Here is an 18,010-nt window from a genome sequence, read left to right as displayed (position 1 = left end):
AAAACATCAGGACATGTGCTCCAGGGGTTGGACAAGACTTCGCCCCCCGTCCTTCTCCATTGCATCATGAAGGTCACCGACTAATTGCTCAGACAGATGAATAACCCGCTGCCAGTTTTTAATGCGAGTGGCGGTGTCGTACTGTTCGAAATCTTTTCGTTCCGGTACATGCTGATCCGGCAAAGTGTCAATAAACTCGTGAGATGGACAAAGAACCACCACATTATCAAACGCTTTCGGGTTCACTCTTCGCCAAGGCAAAGCCTTATCTAACCAGCCTGGGATTAATTTCGGATAAAAATGCGGGTATAACACCAAGTCATCACTTTGTTTAAATGGCCCGGCAAAGTGGTAATCCACCAGCCCTCCGTCCCAATGCCATCGATCACTTGAACCTGGTACCTTTATTGGTTCCAGAACGAAGGGAATGGCCCCCGAAGCCGCCAACGCAGGCGTTAAGTTCGCCGATGTAAGCGTGATTTGCTCTTTAAGTTTAAGATTACGATAAGGTGAAGCAGCGCTTTCTTGCGAGAAAACAACACGGGGGAAGAGTTTTTCAACCGCAGCTGAACGTACAGGGTTAACCAACGCAGCGGCACCCAAAGCAAGTCCCTGAACCAAATTGGAAGAATGATTAAACATCAGACGATTACGTACCGTGACCACATTCAAGCGTCGACTACGATTGTTGATAATGAAGTCTTGATGCCCATAAGGGTCCGTTGCATCTCCAAGAAACCCCTCCAGTATTTCCCGGGCACTTTCAGAAACTCGTGCGGGTGACGGCCGGCCTTCATATACCTGACTGCTGTACCCTTCACACAATTTCTGAATCGCTGCAGAGGGATTTTGCTGGGCATAACACGCCATGCGCCAAGCGCCTATGGAGGAGCCAATCAGGTCAATAGGTTGACTGGCCTTCGGTAAAAAATGGTCGTTCAAATATTGATCCAACTTGCTGAGCACAAGCCACTTTGGCCCGCCAGAGGCCCCGACTATCAGCGATAATTGCTCAGCACTTAAACCTTCTTCTTTTAAGCGGGAAAGAGCATTGTGTCCGGCAAAGATTTTAATCGACATTTTAAGACCTATCTTCCTTAACATTTAAGCCAGTAAAAAGCGTGTCGCAAAGCACGCGATAGCTTAACAATCCGTTGTGACAATTCCTGTAACCGGTTTGTTTTTTATAGTAACCACTCCGGACGGGTTTGGTGTGAAATAATAAACATAACATTCATCATTATTTAAATTGTTGCCTCGGGGAAAAATAACAAACCCTCGCCCTGCCGATGCTGAGGTATAACCTCGATTAACAAACCAGTTCAAACCACGCTGCCTGACGCACCATTCAAAATCTGCGTCCGTGCAATTGTTATTACTAACCTGACCAATATCATAGCCTGCCCAATCCACCAAAATAGCAAAAGTGTTATTCCAGCGGCCGTCAGGGTAGTCAGCTCGAATCCGAATCTGATCCCCATTATCAAAATCATAGCGGGTTTGATTGGTACTTTTATTCTGTGGTCTAAGCATTATTTCTGCATTGGCTATGTCAGCAGCAGGCTGAATAATGCCTTTGAACGACTGCAATAATAAAATTCTTGCACCATTCTCCAACGATGCAAACTTAGGCAATGCAAATGCAGCCAGCACGCCCAAAATAACAATAACCATTACTAATTCTATTAAGGTAAAACCTGTCGATCGGTTACAACATACCGGATTCATTCAAACTCCCAAGCAATTTTTAAACGCGTTTCCTGCACTTTGACAGCAAAACCCGCTAAACTTACCAAAAAGCGTGAATTTTCTCTATGAAACCAGTACAAATTGAGCTTTTTCCCGTCCCTAGCCCCTGCGTTGGTATCTGTACGACCAACTCAAAGGGTTACTGCCTTGGTTGTTTCCGAAGCAGAAACGAACGATATAACTGGAACGACTTTACTCCGGTTCAAAAAATGCGGGTCATTGATTTGTGTAAAAAAAGAAAGGAAATTGTCGAACAAAAGCGCAAAGAAAAAGCACTGAAAGAACAACAACTAAAAGAACAATCTAACTTAAACCTATGATTTCTTCTGAATTACCGGCGCTTTAATCGGCAATTCAAAGACAAACACGACCCCTTTCTCTGTATTAACATCCAAAAACACCGCTCCGCCCAACTCATTTTCAACTAACGATTTAATTAAATAAAGCCCTATTCCACTGCCACCTTCATTTCCGAGCGTCGTATAAAACGGATCAAACACCTGGTTGGCTGACGCTTCGGGAATACCGACACCATCGTCCTTATAAATCATCTCGATACGCTGATGATCAAAACCTTCCATAAACCCGGCCGTAATATGAATATGCCCTACCTCAATGCTCTTAAAAGCATGAATCAACGAGTTATTGATCAGGTTCGTCAGCACCTGATCCAGAGGCCCCGGATAGCTGTCCAGCACCAACTCCATAGGGATATCCACATGAATCTCATGTTTGTATTTCTTTAATGTACTGTGCAGCGTGGTAATCACTTCATTAACACTATCCGCCAACGAAAAGGTTCTTCGCCTCATGCTCGTTTGATCTACCGCCACGCGCTTAAAGCTCCCCATTAATTCACTGGCCCGCTGACAGTTTTTCTGAAGCACTTCCGCCGCAAACTCACAATTCTTAAGGAATTCTTTCAAATCGGAATGTGTTAATTTTCCTGACTTGTCCAGCTTCTTAAAAGCCTTTAACTGATCCCCCAGGGAAGAGGCCACCGTCACATTATTCCCTAAGGGCGTGTTCACCTCATGAGTCACACCGGCAACCAGATTGCCCAACTCAGCCATTTTTTCAGACTGCACCAGCAACGCTAACGCCTCCCGTTTTTCTTCGTTAGCGGCCAACAATTCTTTTGTTCGTTCCTCAACCCGGCTTTCCAAGTCAGCATTCAACTCTAAAAGCGCCCTTTCAGCCTTAACCTTGTCATTATGCTTAACTTCAAGTTCTGCCAGATTGGATAAAATAATCCGGGTCATTTTCTTGAGTGAGTTGGCCATACCTCGTACTTCAATACTGCCGAAAACAGGCACCCGCGCCTTATAGTCGCCGGACGCAATGCGTTCTGCCACCAGCCCTACGCGTTTAATGGGCCAAACAAAGTAAGTGGCCACTACAATGGCACCAACCAAGGTCACAATAAAAACAAGAGCCAACTGCACAAGCCATTGACGGTAATTTTCATCTAGAATTGCGGTAAATTCAGACTTGTCCTGAGACAACTCCAGCGTCCACGGCAGTGTTTTGATGGTCGCTCTTAACATCCGAAGCTCGCGTCCATCCGGGAGAGTAAACCAAACGGGAGTTTGATGCTGGAAGGATTCTTTGTTCATTGTCATATCGCCTGGGTCATGCCCTTGCGTCCCTACTAATAATGGCTGCCGTAAATTCGCCAACTGAACAAACGCCTCATCCCAGAGTATTGCATCAAATGTAAAGTCTCTCAGTGATTTTGAAATCAAATACTGGAACCGATTGGAGTCGATCCTCAAACGTAACAGACCTAATACCTCTCCTTGAGTATTTTTAATCGGCGACGAGACATACAAAGCATGACCCAACAAGTCTTTCACGAGCCTAGTACTGAAGTAACTGTCTCCGGTTTCAATCACACTCCGATAATATTCGTTTACAGACTCATCCTCAGTGTAAATATAAGCCGACGTATCCATCAGATTTTCGCCGCTGTGATCCAATAAGGCCGCAGAGTTTACAAACACCGAGTCTTTAACCACCACCGTTCTCAACACGCCATAGACCTCAGAAAAATACCGCTGACGACTGTTCGGGTCACCCTCCAAAAACTCTCTAAAAACAGAAATGTAACTGTCGGACCAAAGAACTTCTTGCGTAATTTTTATGTAATCATCAATCGCATCGGCCATCAGGCTTTTAGCCTGCATTAAAGCCGCATCCTTGGAAGCAATATATTGCTGTGAGGTGGTCTGTTGGTTTTGATAAGTAAAAATCGCAATAGGTAAGAATGTGACCAACAGCAACAACAGTGCAAGCTGAACCCTCAGTGTCATTGAAGAAACTCCGAAGCCAGAATTTGCTTATCCGCCGGCCTTCTGAGAATCCCCCGACTGACATAAAAATCGTTATACAGAGTCAAAACGTTGGGCAAACCGGTCTCTCCGTCAACGTCACTAAAGCTTGCAATGTTCTCTACCTGACTCATGAGGTGAATACCATCTAACGAAATATCCTCAACACGCTGGTGAGTGGCATCCGCGATTAACCGATTGCCCTCTTCCATGTTCTTCAACCACCAAGCCTGCGCCTGAAACCAAACACGAATGAAAGCCTTTATCGCTTCAGGCTGATTTACTCTCAACTCGCCACGTATCGCGATTGTATCCGGTATCAAACCCGGCGTATCCGCACTCGAAAAAACAACCTTTGCGCCTTTCTGTTCAGCAAGACCAACATAGGGTGACCAGGTATGAGCCAAATCCAACTCACCAGCATCCAACATGTCAGGCACCTTAGAGGCATCCACATTCATGATTGTTACGTGAGACGCATCCAATCCATACTTCTCTAACATTTCGCGAATCAGTAATTCGCCAAACCCACCCAGATTCGTACCGATTTTTTTACCTGCCAGTGAATCCATTACTTCAGGGGTCTTAGCTAAAACCGCATCCCCACCTGCGGATTCATCCGTAACTAAAATCACAGCTACATCAGGCATTTTCCGTGTAACCAGAACGGCATCACCAAAGGCAACCGCGACGGCATCTATGGCGCCGGCTGAAAACTGAGCAAGCATTTTGTCTGTATCGCCAGGCATGTCCAAAATAAGATTTAAACCCGCTTCTTTAAACCAGCCTTTTTCATGAGCAATTACGGCGGGGTAATAACCTGGCCACAAATCAATGGATAAGCGTATGGTATTCAAATCTTCAGCTTGAGCGGCTTCCGTATCAGGTTCAGGTGAGCACCCGCATCCCGACACAAAGAAACATAACAACAAAATTAAAAGCCTGTTTCTAACAAGTGAAACGTCATGAGAAATAAACATCATTAACAACTTCCGCCTGAGTTCATTAAAGAGTAGTACAAATTACTTCGGCAGAAGTTGCCAGAATGTCTAATAGATGAACATTACAGCCAGACATAAAAAAACCCGGCTTTCGCCAGGCTTCTTAATTGAGTTTAAACTCAAAACAATCGATAACCGAAGGCATTATAGCGTCAGGTTTCGGTTACTTGCCTTCAAGAACTCTTTCTTCAAATCTTCATAGGTATGAACGGCAGGGAACTGAGGGAACTCATCAATCACGTTTTGAGGCGCATGGAACAAAATACCCGCATCCGCCTGTTCTAGCATCGTAGTATCGTTGTAAGAGTCACCTGCAGCAATGGTTCTGTAATACAGGGTTTTCAGAGCAAAGATAGACTGACGCTTAGGATCTTTCTGGCGAAGATGATAATTCACCACTCGACCAGTTTCATCGGTCTCTAGCTGATGGCAAAACAAAGTCGGGAAGCCAAGCTGGCGCATAAGCGGCTGAGCAAACTCATAGAAAGTATCAGAAAGGATGATCACCTGAAAACGCTCACGCAACCAATCTACGAACTCAATTGCACCAGGCAAAGGCTCAAGCGTCGCAATCACTTCCTGAATATCAGGCAGACCATAACCATGCTCATCAAGGATGCGCAGACGCTGCTTCATCAACACATCGTAATCCGGAATATCACGAGTTGTCGCTTTAAGCTCTTCGATTCCAGTTTTTTCGGCGAAAGCAATCCAGATTTCAGGAATCAATACCCCTTCAAGGTCAAGACATGCGAGTTCCACGTAACGCTCCTAATTAACAAAATGTATGCAAAGTAATGTCGACCATGTTGACCGACGTTGAATATGGGCGAAACTTTAGCGAGTTATTACTTAAAGAGCAATGCTAATTCGTTTGTGTTATTTCGCAATTGCATAAGCCTCTGGTATTCTACGCCAAATTTGAAATAACAAATCAATAGACAAACTTTTTCACATGAGTTTGTACTAAAGAATTGAGCCAAAACATATTGGCATACAACCGGATAAAGACTGATGAGTAACTTAAACGTTCAACAACTTGCTTTAGAATACGACAATGCCTCTCCACGCAAAATTCTTGAACTTGCACTGGAGAACATAGACAACATTGCGATCTCGTTCAGTGGCGCGGAAGACGTTGTTTTGATTGATATTGCACGAAAAGTCCGCAAAGACATCAAAGTATTTTCTCTCGACACCGGTCGTCTTCACCCAGAAACCTACCAATACATGGAAGCGGTTCGTAAGCACTACGGCATCGATATTGAAGTCATGACGCCAGATCAGGAGCTGCTACAACCCTTTGTTAAAGAAAAAGGCTTGTTCAGTTTTTTTGAAGATGGCCACCAAGAATGTTGCGGTGTTCGTAAAATTGAACCACTGAAGCGCAAATTAGCGACTCTGGATGGCTGGATTACAGGTCAACGAAAAGATCAAAGTCCAACCCGCTCAAACGTGCCTGTCATCCAGAATGATCATACGTTTTCTGGCCCGGGGAAAGAATTAATTAAATTTAACCCGCTTTCCAACTGGACATCCGAGCAAGTTTGGGATTATATCCGCATGTTTGATGTACCTTACAACAAGTTGCACGAACAAGGCTATACCAGCATCGGTTGCCAGCCATGTACTCGTCCTGTCTTACCAAACCAGCATGAACGTGAAGGTCGTTGGTGGTGGGAAGAGGCAACGCACAAAGAATGTGGTTTGCATGCAGCCAACATAGACTCTAAAAAATAAAGTCCATAAGGCTTAATCTGAAAGACTTTAACCTGAAAGAATAAGCCTCATCGGCAAAGTAATAGATAAAGACTTAGCTGTAAAAATGAAGATAACATTTGTAAGAAAAGTAAAAGCAGACGGTACTGACTGCCAGAAATGCCAGGATGTGATTGATCAAATGGCAAAACATGATCAACTCAAACACCTGGATCGATTCGTAACAGCGGATGAACGGGATGAAACCAGCGAAGGCTTCATGTTGGCTGCAAAGTACAACGTTACCCGAGCGCCATTCTTTGTCGTCGAATACGATGACGGTAGCCACAAGATCTATACCGTCTATTTGAAGTTTGTGAAAGAAGTTTTGGAAGAGCAAACGGATAAAAAAGCGGAATTGCAAGACACGCTTAACTCCATGTCGGAAGATTTGGATTTTATCTAAAAAAGTGCGTCTGCCTAAAAGCAGACGCCTTTGCTATCGCCTTGGTTCAGAAATTACATCGTAGGGGTTACCAATACCTTTCGCTGCATTCCTCTCTTCCTCAGTTAATATCCCCGCTATTTCTGAGTTCAACGTTTCCAGAGCTAACAGACCGTGGGCCCAGGTTGATTTATTAGCAAACAAAAGTCCTTCTGTATCCAAAGTACCGCCACGATTTATATAACCCAGCGCAGAGCAATGCTTTGGCCCTAAATCCAGAGGTCTTAATACGCCTAAGAAATGTTCGGGTCGACCATGCACCAAAAACAACCTCTGATTCGGCGAACCAAATATCACCTCCATTTTATTTGAAACATAGCTCCGTTCAAGTTCATCCCGACCACACCGAAAACGCCCAGGTTCAAGGATATAGACCAAGCTGAATGCATGACCAGAATCCCTTAATCTGTTTGCAATTTTATACGCTTCGATCAACTGGTAGGCACCAACCGCAATCAATTGAATGTCCTCTCGACCCGACCCAACCAATCTTATTGCGCCCTCTTCCGCCAGAGTTATAGCCTGAGATCCTGTCAGCTGATGACCAATCTTCGCTTTAGGAGCCACCACGGTATAAATCGCACCATGTGAAGAGTAACACTGGTGGATTGCAGCTACAGCACTGTTACTGTCCGCTGGAAAAACAACACGGGAAACATCAGACATCTCAGAATTCATAGCTTCACAAAAGGTTGAGTCCTGATGGCTCTGTTCATTTTTGCCATTTTCCCATAGGTGCGAAGTCGCAATTACCGGAACCGAAAGCCAGGTCAGAGGTTGTCCGAGCTCTTTCTTGTGTCGGGAAAAAATAATGGATTGCCTTAATGCTCCTAGCATTTTTACGGCAAAGGCTTCGTAGCTGACAGCGATATTTAGTCCTTTACGATTGGCTAACACAGCAGAAATGACCGCTTCCTCATTCAAAGCAGTAATTACAGCACCGTCTAATGCCTCATCCACCCCAACTTCAGGCTCAGTCACCCGATGTTTTAATTTCTTCAACGTCTCAATAAAACGATTCGAACTTAATTCATCCGGATTTCCTACGCGGGCTCGTAATTCAGGATTTAACGAGACAAGTTCAGAAAAGTATCGATCCAGAGCTGCAGTGGGCGAGTCGATGGAAGCTGTGTCCTGAAAAGACAAATTTGGTAACTGAACTTTAATGGGAGATAGCTGATTACTTGAATCATGTTCTTTTTCTTGCCCCGACGCGGCATGATTATTGAGCACACCTGCAGCCCGACGCCATACCGGTTCATCGATAAAAAGCGCCTTAGCACTGAGATTGAAGAGATCCCTGGCCTCCTCATCCTTACTTGGGTTTCCGGGTAATGGCGTGCCATGTGCAGGGTTGGTTCCTGCCCCATAAAAACCATAGCCTTTCTCAGTCTCTGCGATACCATAAGGCAACTTTACAGGGTATTTCAGCTCTCCCGCCTTAATAAGCTCGGCAGAGTGTTTCAAAGACGCTTCCTGACTCAAAATTTCAAGCGCAAATGCACCGGGATCTCTACCATCAAATACATTTGGCTCAAACCCATGCAGCTTCAAATGTTTTATAAAGTAGTCCGCCCCCCCTAACTGCTGGCTGGTGGTACGCTGATCAATTCTACGGCCATTGGCTATCATTATCGGAGCGACCAGGCCACAATCTTCAGCACGCCACCACCTCGGAGACCAATCACTGCCCCTTTGCTCTTCGAACGCTCCGTCACTTAAAAACGCGACCAGCTTTTCTTCTGGCAAAGGCTGATGAACGTATTGCAAGCCAGCAAAACCTAAATAGCCGCCTTCGATTGTCGCGCCCGCTGTATGAGCATTAACATGGCTGCCAATAGGGGATTCAGGTAACCCACCGTTCATTATTCGATAACTGTAGAAATCCCTGACAAAGCGAGTCAGTCCCTCATTGTTTAAGGCATAACGATTAAGGTGGGCTTGGGAGCTTCTACCCAACAACAAATTAACCGCATCAATTGCCGCGACACAATGCCCCTGCCCCATCAACCAATCTCTGCGCTCCCCGGTAATGGCGTTTGCAGTGAGAAACCCCACATACGCAGGTACCATATTCAATGAACCTCCGGTATGACCCTGAGGATCACGTTTAAACTGCTCCAGTCTCAGAGGTGTGCCGTCTAACAACACTTCTTTTGCATACGTCATATGAGCCACAAGCCACATAGCCTGATTGCAAACGATGTCTGCAGCCTTGAGTAACGGCACCACGAATTCAAAAGAAAGACCTAACCTTTTGCAGGTTTCATTCAGTTTCAATATGGTCTCATCGCTGTGACGAACCACACCCACCCCTTTGGACCATTCGGCTATGAGTGAAGAGCTTTGACACAATTCCATTGCAGATAAATCACGCATATTAAACCCTTAAAGACCCGTTAATATGTATAACTTAGCTAAATAAAAGAAGATTGGGGATGAGGGAGATCAATTCAGATATAAAAAAACGCATCATGACCCACTTTTGAACTTGGGTAATCAATGCGCTTTTTCAGTTTTACTATTCCCAGACAAACTTGCCAGACTCACTTTCCTGGCTAACTTTCATCACTAATAAACGGGCAGCTCGACGTCTTTAAATATTTCGTCCAGCTCTGCTTTGCTGTGGCAGGCTATTGCAGCATCCACCGTTTCACGCGTCAGGTGTGGAGCAAAAGACTGAATGAAGTCATACATATACCCACGGATATAAGTGCCTCTGCGAAAGCCGAGCTTGGTGACACTGGCAGCAAATAAGTGGCTTGCGTCCAGACAGACCAAATCAGAATCCGCCTCTGGATCAACGGCCATATGGGCCACAATACCAACCCCTAAGTTCAAACGCACATACGTTTTAATAACATCGGCATCCGCTGCGGTAAACACCACTTTTGGCTTCAAACCTTCTTTTTCAAAGGCTTCATCCAGTTTTGAACGCCCGGTAAAACCAAATACGTAAGTAACAATCGGGTATTCGGCCAGTTCTTTCAACGTAAGCTTGTCAATTTTCGCTAGAGGGTGATCTTTAGGAACCACAATAGAGCGATTCCAGCGATAGCAAGGCATCATGATCAGGTCATTAAACAGAGAAAGCGCTTCGGTTGCTATTGCAAAGTCCACCGTACCATCCGCCGCCATCTCAGAGATTTGCATCGGTGTTCCCTGGTGCATGTGCAATGCTACATCCGGAAAGCGCTGTATAAAGCTGCTGATCACAGGCGGTAAAGCATAACGGGCTTGCGTATGAGTCGTTCCAATCGCCAAGTTGCCTTTGCTCTCATCACTAAACTCAAGGGCCACTTGTTTAATGCTTTCTACTTTACGAAGTACTTCACCGGCTACACGGATAATTTCTTCACCGGCAGGGGTGATATGAGTCAGGTGTTTTCCGCTTCTTGAAAAAACCTCGACACCGAGCTCATCTTCCAGAAGTCGAATTTGTTTACTGATACCGGGTTGAGAGGTGTACAAACTTTGCGCGGTTGCAGACACATTGAGATCGTGGTGCGCAACTTCCCAGATATAGCGCAACTGTTGTAACTTCATACACCCTCCAGATTGGTTTGTCTTGCCTAAGACTAGCAAATCTTTCAAAAATTCAGACCAGAACAATTATCAATATTGATAATAGTCCAAAACATTATAAAAATATAAGTAAATATTCTTTTTCAGAATAGATATAAAGCTATAGATTTACCAGTCATAATCAATTAATTGTCCGATATTCATACTAGACTAGACCACATAAATGGAAATACTTCTTTATATTCTTGCTGGCGCAGCCGTTGGATTGGCCGTTGGCATCACAGGCGTAGGCGGAGGTTCGTTAATGACCCCTCTGCTTTTGCTTTTTGGGTTTCCCCCGCATATTGCTGTGGGCACAGACCTTATGTACGCCTCCATTACTAAGTCAGGCGGAGTACTGGCCCATTACAAACAACAAACCATTCGTTGGCGTTTAATGGGGCTGATGGCGGCAGGAAGTTTGCCGGCTGCTGGTATCACTGTATTTTTACTGCACACCTATTTTGATGAGCCTGAAACCTACAGCCACCTACTCACCACGAGTTTAGGCTTCATGCTAATCATGACCTCGGCCGTCATTCTGTTTAAATCGCGTTTAAGGCAAAACATTGCTCAGGACATTGTTCAAACTCAGGACTTTATTACCACCAAGAAGCAAGACGTATTAACCTTCTTAATGGGCGTTTCTCTAGGCGTTTTAGTAACTCTGTCGTCTGTGGGTGCAGGTGCAATTGCCGCTGCGGTATTAATGATTTTGTATCCGAAACTGACATCCGTAAAAATTGTGGGCACCGATTTGGCTCACGCAGTCCCACTTACGCTGATTGCCGGTGTTGGGCATATCTTTTTAGGGAATGTTGATTTCTTGTTGTTAGGAAGCCTGTTAATAGGCTCTTTACCTGCCATCATGGTGGGTACGAAACTTGGCGCCAACATTCCGGACAAAGTACTTCATCCGATTCTTGCCTCTGTCTTAATGCTGATCGGCGCAAAGTACGCTTTCTTTTAAGCCTTACGCTTTTTAAACCCTTAGTTTGATGCTCCTTGCCTGAAAGAGAAAGAAATCTGGCTTGGATCATCAACAAAGCAAGTTTTTTTAAACTTTCCTGTAATCAAAGGGTTTTACTATTCACTAACAGTGAAATTGAGTCCATAATGTTTCGCCAACGGAATTTTTAGCTCCGAAGCGTACACGACTTGAAATTCTTATTTAGGATGAGTCTTTTTATCTCTCATCAATAGTCTTATTAACGATCGATTCGCGCTCGAAGATCAGGAAGTAATTAGGTACCAGAAATGTCAGAGCAGTTAGAAAACGTAAATGTGGAATCACAAGAATTATTAATCACACCGCACGGTTTAAAGAAAGACGTGCCGTTATCAGAAGCCGCAGCAAACTCAGTTGCCGAAGGTCGTCATACCATTCAGAACATTCTGGACCGTAAAGACGATCGCCTATTCCTTGTTATAGGGCCATGCTCCATTCACGACGTTGATGCGGCAAAAGAATATGCCGAGCGTCTTAAGAAACTGGCGGCAGAAGTAAGCGACACTCTTTACCTCGTTATGCGCGTTTATTTCGAAAAACCAAGAACCACCGTTGGCTGGAAAGGTCTGATCAACGACCCGCACTTGAACGACACATTCAAAATTGACGAAGGTTTGCACATTGGCCGTCAACTGTTGTGTGATCTTGCAGATATGGGTCTTCCACTGGCGACCGAAGCACTTGACCCAATTTCACCACAGTACCTGCAAGACCTGATTTCATGGTCTGCCATTGGTGCTCGTACAACAGAATCGCAAACGCACCGTGAAATGTCTTCCGGGCTATCCATGCCGGTCGGTTTTAAAAACGGCACCGACGGCGGTCTTGAAGTAGCCATTAACGCACTTCAATCAGTGGCACACCCTCACGCATTCTTGGGCATCAACCAGACCGGCCAGGTCACTATCGTTAAGACGAAAGGCAACAAATACGGCCATGTTGTTCTTCGTGGTGGTAATGGCAAGCCTAATTATGACTCAGTCAGTGTTGCACAGTCTGAGCAAGCGCTGGAAAAAGCAGACGTGACTCAAAACATCATGATCGACTGCAGCCACGCTAACTCGAATAAGCAGCCTGAGCTTCAGCCATTGGTTATGGAAAACGTTGCCAACCAGATTCTTGAAGGCAACAAATCCATCGTGGGCTTGATGATCGAAAGTCACCTTAAGTGGGGCAACCAGAAAATCTCTGACAACATGGAATACGGCGTATCAGTAACAGACGCGTGTATCGATTGGGAAACTACAGAGAATGCAGTTAAGGCAATGGCAGATAAACTGAAAGACGTTTTGCCAAAGCGTAATAGCTAATTCCTTAGCTTACTGAATTAAATACAAAAAAACCGAATGAGACATCATTCGGTTTTTTTGTATTTGCAATGAAGCAAAGAAATCAAATCTAAGCCACCCCCGCCTGTTGAAACACCTTAATAAACTCTTCCGGCTCAGGTCGGACTCGATAATTATCAGTCAAGTCACTGTAAATTAGCTCGCCTTTGCTGTTTGTAATTAAAACCGTTGGCCTGACTGTGTCTGAATCGTATCCCAAGGCCTCAAATCCTGCCGGCGTACCACCTTCCGCTTTAATCCCGAAGGCTTCAGCGGTTGCTAAATCTTTATCAACCAGGAAATTAAAAGGAACATTAAAACGATCCGCCAATTGCTGCGTATTTTCTTCCGGCTGAGGACTCACCAAACAAACTTCTACCCCCATATCAGCCAACTGCTGATACATACCAGAAATTTCTTTTACCTGAGCCACACACAGCGGGCACCAGTTGCCACGATAGAAAATCATCAGGACAGGTTTACCCTGAAAGTCCGAAGCAGAAACGCTTTTGCCATCCGATTGGTAAAGAGTGAATTCAGGCAGGGTTTGACCAAGCACCAGTTGATCATTTCTCTTCCCTCCAAAACTGGAATACCAGAATAAATATAAGCTCCAGCCCAGCCAACCAACAGCAGCCAATATAACCACTAAGGCACTTCCTTCCATATACCCCTGATAGCCGCCCGCAAAAGCCAGCATCAACGCGGGAATGGTCCAGTTAGGCAACAATGCAGACGTTCGTGCCGGAGGAACAGCAAATAAACTCGCAAAGAAAGATGCGCCAACCAAGTGCTGAATGGCAATCACAGCCATAGCCACAGAGTCGGACTGAAGATATTGATAGCCAGCCCACAGGGTGACTAGCGTTAAGTACGTACAATAACTGGAAATGAATATCGACTTGAGTTTTTGCATCTGAAAATCCTTTCATTTATTTTTATGTAAAAAGTTATTGTGTCAATTGATTAAGCAAGGTCACGAATTCACTTAAAATAGTCTGATTGCTGACGCCTTCACGCTGCCGGACTCGTGCTCCCTTTAATTGTGTTGCCATAATACCGGCCGCCACTGATGGACTCAGCGTTAAGCTCTGTTTTTGATCGACCATCTCCTGAAAACACGTCAAGAAACCATTTTCCATATCACTCATGACCGAAGAAGCCAGACTCTTTACTTCAAGTACAGCCCGCTCGTCTTCACAAAGTGTATTGACCATCAAACACCCCAAATGAGCGGTTTCACTGTCCAGAAACGATAACTGCAAAAACTGAAGCATTCTTTGGTAAGGAGGCAACTGCGCATTCAGTAACGTCATAGTAAACAGCTGCCGCGCCATTTCTGAGTAGCGCTGTAGACAACGTTTAAACAAAGCATCTTTATCGCCGACAGAGCCGTATAACGTTCCTCGGCTCACCCCCATCTCACCCAGTAACTGCTGAATGGAACTGCCGCTGAAACCATGCTCCCAAAAGTACAACATCGCTTTGGAAATAATTTCCTGTTCATCAAATTTCTGAGGTCTTGCCAATGTTTAAACTCATTATGGAACGATCGTTCCATAATAATCAAAACAAGCCTGATAAAGCAACTCAAAAGCTCATTTTTCAAACAAAACTGATCCGTTTAAGAAATCAAAGAAAAACACCACCAAACGTAGCAACTGCAATAACAACAGACCACACTGGCAGCTTGGCGATACACAATAACGCCCACACAGATAGAACAATCGCCATATCTGAAGGGCTTAGCACTGCACTCACGAACACAGGTTGATACAAGGCAGCCACCAGCAAACCCACCGTTGCAGCAACGACCCCTTGCATCGCCCCAGAAAGTAAACTGATGCTTTTAATCTTCGGCCACAAAGACAAGGTAGCAATCACAATCAACCAACCTGGAAGAAAAATGGCTGCCGTTGCAATCAGCCCATCCATCCAGCTACCTTGATAAGCCACACCCAAATAACTGGCAATAGTAAACATTGGCCCTGGAACCGCTTGAGCAAAACTGTAAGCCGTCAAAAACTGCTCAGAAGAAATGGCACTCTGTACCAAAGGTTCTGCCTGTAACATAGGCAAAACCACATGACCACCACCAAATACAAGGCCACCAGCGCGATAGAAAGTATCCACCAGCTCAAGAGAAGGAGAATAAGAAGCTAACCAAGGCAAGCCCAATAGCAAACCAGCAAAAACCACCAAACATACTGGGCTCAACCAAGATGACCCTTTCTCAACCAGAGGTTGCACCGAGGAACCACTCTGAGCTAGAAAAACTGCACCCACTAATCCGGCCAAAAATATCACCGTCAATTGTGATGACAAACCAGGTACTACCAACATAGTGACAGCGGTTATTAACGTAATAGCTGTTTTAACACGGGTAATACAAATCTTCTTTGCCATACCCCAAACCGCATCCGCAACCACAGCAACGGCCAATAGTTTCATTGCATGTAAAACGCCATTTAAGGTTTCTGTTAATGCCGAGGATTGAAGTAGCAGAGCGGCCATCACCATCAACAACACCGATGGTAGGGTAAAACCAACAAACGCAATCAGGCTCCCCAGTACGCCTTGTTGACGATAACCAATGGCCATGCCCACTTGCGAACTGGCAGGCCCTGGTAAGAAATGGCACAAAGCCAATAACTCTGTGTATTCCACTTCAGTAAACCATTTCCGCTGCTGCACAAACTCTCGATGAAAATACCCCAAATGCGCCACCGGCCCACCAAAAGAAGTGCAACCCAATTTGAAAAAAATCATGAACAAAGAAAACACAGAAAACCCACTCAAAAAAAAAGAAACCAATACTAAATCAGATTTATGACAAATTAAAAAAAATCACAAAACTCAATTCAAAACCATGAGTTCTGACACCTTGGCTTTGATATTTTGATATCTCAAATTCTCACAGCACCCGAATCCAGGCAATTGCCGAACCTTATTACGACTGAAAAAAGGCACACTAAGACCCGCTAAAAATCGACAACACATCGTGGTACTGACTGCGTCACCCAACTTCCCGCTTAAATGCTGCTTCAGCCCATCCAAATACGACTGGAGTATAGAGTCTTCAGGAAATACAGGAGAATGAGAGGCTTCAAGACGAGCCACCCGCCCTTGGCATACAGAGCAATGGCCACACTGTTCAGGCGACTTGCCATCATCGAAATATCGCGCTAAGTTGTGATTTAAACAACGATTTAATTCAAAGAATCGAACCAAAGCACCGATCCGTTCAATTTCTTTTGTTTCTTTTTCTGCAAAATACGCATAAAGCCTATCGGCCAAACCAGGTTGATCAAGCAATGGACCATTCACTGAAAACACCTCCGTCATACGTTTGGTTTCCAGCTCGATGAAGTGCTTTTCCTGAAGGTATTCCAACGCCGTAATTACCCTGCTGCGCTCACATTGGTAGGCTTGGTATATGGCCTCAAAATCAGGAGCCCCCCATATTTTTTTAAATTGAGAATTGTCAAAAATGGCCTTAAGAAAAGATTGACGCTCCCCTTGAAATGCCTGTAAAACCTCGTCTTTAGGCACCAAAAATTTATATTTAAACTCAGCAAAGTATGAATACATAGGCAAAATGACGCCCTCTAGTTCGAGCTGAACCAGCAAGGTTTTAAGTGGAAGCTGTTTAATATTACTTCCGTTTGATAAACCCACCACCTGCAATTCCCACTGCCTGGCTTGGCCTGCATTGTCTTGACTTGTCTGCCGAATATTATCTAAAACATACTCAATACCCGATAACTCAGGCGTATCTCCATAAACAAAGTTTTCAACCGTATTGATGCCATCCAGGTTCGCTAATGTAATGCAATTTGAAGGCAAGCCATCACGACCCGCCCGACCTATTTCCTGGCTGTAGTTTTCTATCGACTTAGGCAGATCGTAATGGATCACATAACGAATATCCGATTTATCAATCCCCATACCAAATGCGATCGTAGCCACCACGACCTGTATTTGCCCCACCATGAATTGCGACTGAATGGATTGGCGTTTCTCATTATCAAATCCTGCATGATAAGCACTCGCCGACACGCCCTGCTGAGCAAGGAACCCAGCCACCTGTTCTGCAGTTTGCTGAAGCGTCACATAAATAATGCCTGCTCCGGTTTGCTGACTCAGCACCGTCAGGAGCTGAGTTTTTTTATCATCTTCAGCAACAGGCAAAACCTCTAGATTCAGATTTGGCCGATAAAATCCGGTTTGAACCACATGATCAAAAACAATATTAAACTTCCGGGCCATGTCTTTTTTTACTTTGCGGGTGGCCGTTGCAGTTAATAGCAGCACCAAAGGAATATTCAGTTGAGAGCAATAAGAAGGCAGTTTCAGGTAGTCTGGTCTGAAGTTATGACCCCATTCTGAAATACAGTGCGCCTCGTCGACCACCAACATTGAAATCGGGACAGAATGAATGAAATGCCTGAATCGCTCATTCTTAAACCGCTCTACAGACACCATCAGTATTTTGATTTCTCCGGACCGGACTCCGGCAATGACAGCCTGACTTTCCTGTGGCGACAGAGTGGAGTCAAGACTGGCCGCAGCAATGCCTTTTTTCTTCAGGAACGTCAATTGGTCTTTCATCAGCGCCAAAAGCGGCGACACCACCAAAGTTAAATGAGGCAATTGAACGGCAGTGAATTGATAACAAAGCGACTTACCAGAGCCGGTAGGAAAAATGGCCAAAGAAGAGTGGCCATCCAACAGTTGCCGCACCACCTGTTCCTGTCCTTCGCGAAAACCGGAAAAACCAAAGAGATTCTGAAGTTCAGAGTTTATATTCATAAGAATGAGAACAC

16 protein-coding genes are annotated in these 18,010 nt (G+C 44.8%); 5 read left to right on the top strand and 11 right to left on the bottom strand.

Going from position 1 to position 18,010, the window contains the following annotated elements; translation table 11 throughout:
* Window positions 1-6: 6 nt before the first annotated feature.
* Window positions 7-1,080, bottom strand: a complete 1,074-nt coding sequence (locus ABD744_RS04705) for a patatin-like phospholipase family protein (protein WP_344795962.1) — start codon at window positions 1,078-1,080, stop codon at window positions 7-9.
* A 63-nt stretch (window positions 1,081-1,143) separates the two neighbouring features.
* Window positions 1,144-1,674: a type II secretion system protein gene (locus tag ABD744_RS04700; RefSeq protein ID WP_425562121.1), complete on the bottom strand. Its 531-nt coding sequence runs from the start codon at window positions 1,672-1,674 to the stop codon at window positions 1,144-1,146.
* Window positions 1,675-1,814: 140 nt separating this feature from the next.
* On the opposite strand from ABD744_RS04700, the gene ABD744_RS04695 reads away from it, so the two are divergent.
* Window positions 1,815-2,069, top strand: a complete 255-nt coding sequence (locus tag ABD744_RS04695; protein WP_344795958.1) for a DUF1289 domain-containing protein — start codon at window positions 1,815-1,817, stop codon at window positions 2,067-2,069.
* Here the strand turns inward: ABD744_RS04695 and ABD744_RS04690 are convergent.
* The 3 genes from ABD744_RS04690 to thrH all read right to left on the bottom strand — a co-directional run bounded on the left by ABD744_RS04690 (window position 2,064) and on the right by thrH (window position 5,842).
* Complete coding sequence (locus ABD744_RS04690) at window positions 2,064-4,061, bottom strand: ATP-binding protein (protein ID WP_344795956.1); 1,998 nt, start codon at window positions 4,059-4,061, stop codon at window positions 2,064-2,066. The genes ABD744_RS04695 and ABD744_RS04690 overlap by 6 nt on opposite strands.
* Window positions 4,058-5,011: an ABC transporter substrate-binding protein gene (locus ABD744_RS04685; RefSeq protein WP_344795954.1), complete on the bottom strand. Its 954-nt coding sequence runs from the start codon at window positions 5,009-5,011 to the stop codon at window positions 4,058-4,060. The genes ABD744_RS04690 and ABD744_RS04685 overlap by 4 nt, the downstream gene beginning before the upstream one ends.
* A 213-nt stretch (window positions 5,012-5,224) precedes the next feature.
* Window positions 5,225-5,842: a bifunctional phosphoserine phosphatase/homoserine phosphotransferase ThrH gene (thrH, locus tag ABD744_RS04680; protein WP_344795952.1), complete on the bottom strand. Its 618-nt coding sequence runs from the start codon at window positions 5,840-5,842 to the stop codon at window positions 5,225-5,227.
* Window positions 5,843-6,094: 252 nt separating this feature from the next.
* Here thrH and ABD744_RS04675 point away from each other — a divergent pair, with 252 nt between their 5' ends.
* Together ABD744_RS04675 and ABD744_RS04670 are read left to right on the top strand one after the other, a co-directional pair.
* Complete coding sequence (locus ABD744_RS04675) at window positions 6,095-6,820, top strand: phosphoadenylyl-sulfate reductase (protein ID WP_425562120.1); 726 nt, start codon at window positions 6,095-6,097, stop codon at window positions 6,818-6,820.
* Window positions 6,821-6,905: 85 nt separating this feature from the next.
* Window positions 6,906-7,244 carry a hypothetical protein gene (locus ABD744_RS04670; RefSeq protein WP_344795950.1) on the top strand — a complete coding sequence of 113 codons (339 nt, stop codon included), beginning with the start codon at window positions 6,906-6,908 and terminating at the stop codon, window positions 7,242-7,244.
* Window positions 7,245-7,277: 33 nt separating this feature from the next.
* On the opposite strand, the gene ABD744_RS04665 is transcribed toward ABD744_RS04670, so the two are convergent.
* Both ABD744_RS04665 and cysB read right to left on the bottom strand, forming a co-directional pair.
* Window positions 7,278-9,662 (bottom strand): phosphoketolase family protein, encoded by a 2,385-nt coding sequence (locus ABD744_RS04665; RefSeq protein WP_344795948.1) that lies wholly within the window; start codon window positions 9,660-9,662, stop codon window positions 7,278-7,280.
* Window positions 9,663-9,854: 192 nt separating this feature from the next.
* Window positions 9,855-10,829: an HTH-type transcriptional regulator CysB gene (gene cysB / locus ABD744_RS04660; RefSeq protein WP_344795946.1), complete on the bottom strand. Its 975-nt coding sequence runs from the start codon at window positions 10,827-10,829 to the stop codon at window positions 9,855-9,857.
* 202 nt (window positions 10,830-11,031) lie between these two features.
* Between cysB and ABD744_RS04655 the strand changes: the two genes are divergently transcribed.
* Together ABD744_RS04655 and ABD744_RS04650 are read left to right on the top strand one after the other, a co-directional pair.
* Window positions 11,032-11,817: a sulfite exporter TauE/SafE family protein gene (locus ABD744_RS04655; RefSeq protein WP_344795944.1), complete on the top strand. Its 786-nt coding sequence runs from the start codon at window positions 11,032-11,034 to the stop codon at window positions 11,815-11,817.
* A gap of 287 nt (window positions 11,818-12,104) precedes the next feature.
* Window positions 12,105-13,166: a 3-deoxy-7-phosphoheptulonate synthase gene (locus ABD744_RS04650; protein WP_344795942.1), complete on the top strand. Its 1,062-nt coding sequence runs from the start codon at window positions 12,105-12,107 to the stop codon at window positions 13,164-13,166.
* Between the two features lie 88 nt (window positions 13,167-13,254).
* On the opposite strand, the gene ABD744_RS04645 is transcribed toward ABD744_RS04650, so the two are convergent.
* The 4 genes from ABD744_RS04645 to ABD744_RS04630 all read right to left on the bottom strand — a co-directional run bounded on the left by ABD744_RS04645 (window position 13,255) and on the right by ABD744_RS04630 (window position 17,996).
* Window positions 13,255-14,100 (bottom strand): peroxiredoxin family protein, encoded by an 846-nt coding sequence (locus tag ABD744_RS04645; RefSeq protein ID WP_344795940.1) that lies wholly within the window; start codon window positions 14,098-14,100, stop codon window positions 13,255-13,257.
* Window positions 14,101-14,134: 34 nt separating this feature from the next.
* Complete coding sequence (locus ABD744_RS04640) at window positions 14,135-14,713, bottom strand: TetR/AcrR family transcriptional regulator (protein ID WP_344795938.1); 579 nt, start codon at window positions 14,711-14,713, stop codon at window positions 14,135-14,137.
* 103 nt (window positions 14,714-14,816) lie between these two features.
* Window positions 14,817-15,953 carry a chromate efflux transporter gene (gene chrA, locus ABD744_RS04635; RefSeq protein WP_344795936.1) on the bottom strand — a complete coding sequence of 379 codons (1,137 nt, stop codon included), beginning with the start codon at window positions 15,951-15,953 and terminating at the stop codon, window positions 14,817-14,819.
* Between the two features lie 87 nt (window positions 15,954-16,040).
* The gene (locus ABD744_RS04630; protein WP_344795934.1) at window positions 16,041-17,996 is read right to left on the bottom strand and encodes a RecQ family ATP-dependent DNA helicase; all 1,956 of its coding nucleotides are present in this window, start codon (window positions 17,994-17,996) and stop codon (window positions 16,041-16,043) included.
* Window positions 17,997-18,010: the final 14 nt, after the last annotated feature.

The organism is Litoribacillus peritrichatus (assembly GCF_039537985.1).
GTDB classification, from domain to species: Bacteria; Pseudomonadota; Gammaproteobacteria; order Pseudomonadales; family Litoribrevibacteraceae; genus Litoribacillus; species Litoribacillus peritrichatus.
The sequence above is the reverse complement of the archived record's forward strand: the minus strand, read 5'-3'. Positions and strand labels throughout refer to the sequence as shown.

What these genes read in the sequence shown, in the direction of transcription:
- ABD744_RS04705 (WP_344795962.1), bottom strand. Translation starts at nt 1,080, where the DNA reads ATGTCGATTAAAATCTTTGCCGGACACAATGCTCTTTCCCGCTTAAAA.
- ABD744_RS04700 (WP_425562121.1), bottom strand. Translation starts at nt 1,674, where the DNA reads ATGGTTATTGTTATTTTGGGCGTGCTGGCTGCATTTGCATTGCCTAAG.
- ABD744_RS04695 (WP_344795958.1), top strand. Translation starts at nt 1,815, where the DNA reads ATGAAACCAGTACAAATTGAGCTTTTTCCCGTCCCTAGCCCCTGCGTT.
- ABD744_RS04690 (WP_344795956.1), bottom strand. Translation starts at nt 4,061, where the DNA reads ATGACACTGAGGGTTCAGCTTGCACTGTTGTTGCTGTTGGTCACATTC.
- ABD744_RS04675 (WP_425562120.1), top strand. Translation starts at nt 6,095, where the DNA reads ATGAGTAACTTAAACGTTCAACAACTTGCTTTAGAATACGACAATGCC.
- ABD744_RS04670 (WP_344795950.1), top strand. Translation starts at nt 6,906, where the DNA reads ATGAAGATAACATTTGTAAGAAAAGTAAAAGCAGACGGTACTGACTGC.
- ABD744_RS04665 (WP_344795948.1), bottom strand. Translation starts at nt 9,662, where the DNA reads ATGCGTGATTTATCTGCAATGGAATTGTGTCAAAGCTCTTCACTCATA.
- cysB (WP_344795946.1), bottom strand. Translation starts at nt 10,829, where the DNA reads ATGAAGTTACAACAGTTGCGCTATATCTGGGAAGTTGCGCACCACGAT.
- ABD744_RS04655 (WP_344795944.1), top strand. Translation starts at nt 11,032, where the DNA reads ATGGAAATACTTCTTTATATTCTTGCTGGCGCAGCCGTTGGATTGGCC.
- ABD744_RS04650 (WP_344795942.1), top strand. Translation starts at nt 12,105, where the DNA reads ATGTCAGAGCAGTTAGAAAACGTAAATGTGGAATCACAAGAATTATTA.
- ABD744_RS04645 (WP_344795940.1), bottom strand. Translation starts at nt 14,100, where the DNA reads ATGCAAAAACTCAAGTCGATATTCATTTCCAGTTATTGTACGTACTTA.
- chrA (WP_344795936.1), bottom strand. Translation starts at nt 15,953, where the DNA reads ATGATTTTTTTCAAATTGGGTTGCACTTCTTTTGGTGGGCCGGTGGCG.
- ABD744_RS04630 (WP_344795934.1), bottom strand. Translation starts at nt 17,996, where the DNA reads ATGAATATAAACTCTGAACTTCAGAATCTCTTTGGTTTTTCCGGTTTT.